This is a genomic window from Nocardia sp. CY41 (assembly GCF_009829325.1).
Lineage (GTDB): Bacteria > Actinomycetota > Actinomycetes > Mycobacteriales > Mycobacteriaceae > Nocardia.
Genome location: NZ_VUOS01000099.1, coordinates 1 through 2,623 on the forward strand (window position 1 = coordinate 1; position 2,623 = coordinate 2,623).

Sequence of the window (2,623 nt, forward strand, 5' to 3'; positions counted from 1 at the left end):
GATCAAGCGTCTGGACGACTATCCCGGCGAGGGGCATATCGTCACGCAGGAAGTTCCGGGTGGCGTGCGCGAGGCTTACCACAGATTGAGCGAGACATTCCGCCCCTCCGAGCGCAGGTTCTGACGTGCGCCATTGTCCTGGGTTCGGCTCTGTTTGCGGTGGACTTCGAACATCGGCGTGTCGCGAACTCGGCTGCACTACCGTGCTTTTCGTTCGAAGTCGTGTGCCAGAGAGCTTCGGTATGTCCGACGATACGGCCAAGGCCGTGGACCGCGGTGTGGTCACCGCGGATGAGTCGCACTGGCAGTCGGCGGTGCACCGTGCGGAGGTGATCGGCCGCCTCGCGCACAACGATCGGGTGAGCGTTGCTGCCGCCGACGAAGCCGGAGCAGAGCTGGGCTTGAAACGTCGGCAGGTGTATGCGCTGGTGAAACGGTGGCGAGCCGGGGAGGGCCTGGCCTCGGATCTGCTGCCGGGCACCTCGAGCGGCGGGCGCGGTGGTGAGCGACTGCCCGATGAGGTGGAGGCGATCGTCCGGAGGGTGCTGCGGTAGGTATCTGACGCGGCAGCGGCGTTCGGTGGCGGTCATCTGCCGGGAGATCACCCACGAGTGCCGGGCCAAGGGACTGGCACCGCCGTCGCGGTCGGCGGTGGTGCGGCGGATCGGCCGGCTGGACCAGGCGAAGGTGGTCTTTGCGCGGGAAGGTGTGGACGCGGCCCGTTCACGGCGGTCGGCGGGAGGTTTTGCGCCGTTGGTGGAAGGGCCGCTGAACCGGGTGCAGATCGATCACACCCCGGCGGATGTGATCGTGGTCGACGAGCTGCACCGGTTGCCGATCGGCCGACCGTATGTGACCGCGGCGATCGATGAGGCATCGAAATGCGTTACGGGGCTGGTGATCACTCTCGAAGCGCCGTCGGCGACGTCGGTGGGCCTGTGTTTGGCGCAGATGGCGGTCGACAAGCGGGCTTGGCTGGAGCGGCTGGGGGTGGAGGCGGTGTGGCCGATGAGCGGCAAACCGGCCCGGTTGTATGTCGACAACGCGACGGAGTTCAAGAGCGAGGCCTTGCGCCGTGGCTGTGATCAGCACGGCATCACCGTGGACTACCGGCCGCTGGGTGCCCCGCACTACGGCGGCATCGTCGAACGCCTGGTCGGCACCATGACGAAGTTGACCCACGAGCTGCCGGGCACCACGTTCTCCGGTCCGCGCGAGCGCGGCGACTATGACAGCGACGCGAAAGCCGTGCTCACCCTGACCGAGTTGCAGCGGTGGATGGCGCTGGCGGTGGCCTGCTACCACGGCGAACCGCACGACGGCCTGGGTGGGCGCACGCTGGCGGTGTCGGTGATGTGGCGCATCTGCTCGACCACCGCGAACAGCGCGTTCTCGTCGACCTCGGCGCGGCCCTGCTCCCGCAGGCGGGCCATCGCCGCGGTCTGTTCCCACACACTGACCCAGACGGCGGGTCAGTAACCGCAACTGGGCAGGACTGCCCGGATTGAGCAGGATATCGACGCCGGCCCGAACTGATCCAGATGTCGTGTTCCCCCGCCGCAGGCCCGACCGCACGTGAGTCCGCCGAATCGCTGCATTCGGCAGGAATAGGCTTCGACGTACACGCCCCCCGAAAAAGCCAGGACCGTCTTGCATTGGCGATCCGCGGCCTCGGTCACCGATATTTTGAAAAATCCCCCCGAGCCTGCGGTGGTTCAAGACGGTCTCGGCGGGCAGTTCGTCCCCGAACCGTGCACGATCGCGCCGGAGCAGGTGATCGAGTACCCGAAGATCACGGAACTCGACGAAGATCTGCAAGAACAGCTGAAGCAGTGGGAGGCCGGATACCTCGGCATCGATGTGGAGGACCTCGGTGAGGTCGAGAGTCCCTACCGGTCGGATCTGTCTGTCGCGCCCGGGTGGAAGGTCGGTGGCTGGATCGGATGGTCGCGCTCCGATGCCTACCCTGAGCCGTGCCCGGCCTGCGGGACGCCCACCGAACCGCTGTTGACCATCGCCTCATGGGAGTGGGACGGGGCACAACACAGCTGGGTCCCCTACGAGGATCGGCCTGCTGACATGGTGGTAAGGGGGCAATGGATGCCCGACCAAGATCAACATCGGCGACGCCTGGGACTTGACCATCCGTGCCTGCCCGACATCGCCCGACCACCCCACGTGCCGTTGACGCAATGAGCCGACGCTAACGGAGGTATCTGCGGATGGCTCGATGCACCGCAACCCGCGACGCCTGACCCATCTATTCGCAAAACCCGCGGCGAGCCGGGCGCAACCACCAGCTGCCCCTCGCGGCAGGTGAGTGCCGAGAAGTTTCTGCAGTCGATCCGAGTAGAACGCCGCAAAGACATGGGTGTCGGCCCAGAACTCCCGAAGCTGACCCAGGGGCAAAGTAGGACGCGCGATTATTATTACCGGGACCTCATCCTCGGACGCCACCGCGAACAGGCATCTTCAAGTAATCATATGTGTGTACTTTAAGAGCGCCTATCAGGTTCGGTTGCGGAGTCTTCGCCAGCAGATGAGGGCGGCGGCGAGGTCGAGGAATCCTTGGTGGATGTCGGTGCGTCGTTCCCAGCGGGTGGCCAGGCGGCGGTAGTGGTGT

The 2,623-nt window shown here is 65.7% G+C and carries 3 protein-coding genes; all 3 read left to right on the forward strand.

Going from position 1 to position 2,623, the window contains the following annotated elements; all coding sequences use genetic code 11:
* Window positions 1-242: 242 nt before the first annotated feature.
* The 3 genes from GVY64_RS37550 to GVY64_RS36790 all read left to right on the forward strand — a co-directional run bounded on the left by GVY64_RS37550 (window position 243) and on the right by GVY64_RS36790 (window position 2,196).
* A complete protein-coding gene (locus GVY64_RS37550; RefSeq protein ID WP_201298336.1) occupies window positions 243-554 on the forward strand; it encodes a helix-turn-helix domain-containing protein in 312 nt (103 codons plus the stop codon).
* Window positions 555-579: 25 nt separating this feature from the next.
* The gene (locus GVY64_RS37555; RefSeq protein WP_201298337.1) at window positions 580-1,479 is read left to right on the forward strand and encodes a DDE-type integrase/transposase/recombinase; all 900 of its coding nucleotides are present in this window, start codon (window positions 580-582) and stop codon (window positions 1,477-1,479) included.
* Between the two features lie 231 nt (window positions 1,480-1,710).
* Complete coding sequence (locus tag GVY64_RS36790) at window positions 1,711-2,196, forward strand: hypothetical protein (RefSeq protein ID WP_159851287.1); 486 nt, start codon at window positions 1,711-1,713, stop codon at window positions 2,194-2,196.
* Window positions 2,197-2,623: the final 427 nt, after the last annotated feature.

What these genes read in the sequence shown, in the direction of transcription:
- GVY64_RS37550 (WP_201298336.1), top strand. Translation starts at nt 243, where the DNA reads ATGTCCGACGATACGGCCAAGGCCGTGGACCGCGGTGTGGTCACCGCG.